We start from the raw sequence: 505 nt of genomic DNA on the forward strand, positions 1-505 counted from the left end.
CGTTTCCAGTGGATAGGGACGACGACCATTGCCCGCTTTTGGATAAAAGGGCTCAATCACTTCCAGCAGTTGAGTCCATGGTAACAGGTTGTCCATCCGAGATAAGAAAATCTCTTTACGGGTCTGGCGGCGCTTGCTGGAAAACTCACTATCGGCAAAAGTTAACTGTTGGCTCATGGGCGGTAATGGCTGTGATTTACTATGTAGCTATGATCTCACATCAGGGACTTATTCGCATCTTCCCTAGACACTCGGGCTTAAGTGACAACTGCTCAAGGCAGTACATCAAGTAATCGAAGGGCGTCAACCCATTCGCCTTGGCGGTTTCGATCACACTGTACAGTATGGCACTCGCGTTCGCACCATTGGCCGTATTGGCAAATAGCCAGTTCTTCCGCCCAATGACGAACGGTTTTATCGCTCTCTCGGCGCGATTATTGTCAATATTGACCCGCCCATCTTCAAGATAGCGGTTCAGATTGGGCCATTGATTTAAGCTATAGGT

The 505-nt window shown here is 48.7% G+C and carries 1 protein-coding gene and 1 pseudogene; both read right to left on the minus strand.

The window, feature by feature from the left end:
* Window positions 1-177 (minus strand): annotated as a pseudogene (locus tag L1D47_RS21105) (IS5/IS1182 family transposase); the annotation flags it as partial.
* A gap of 43 nt (window positions 178-220) precedes the next feature.
* Window positions 221-505, minus strand: a 285-nt coding sequence (locus L1D47_RS21110) for a transposase (RefSeq protein WP_239886658.1), incomplete at its 5' end; no start/stop codon positions are given.

Source organism: Shewanella sp. Isolate7 (assembly GCF_022398425.1).
Classification (GTDB): domain Bacteria; phylum Pseudomonadota; class Gammaproteobacteria; order Enterobacterales; family Shewanellaceae; genus Shewanella.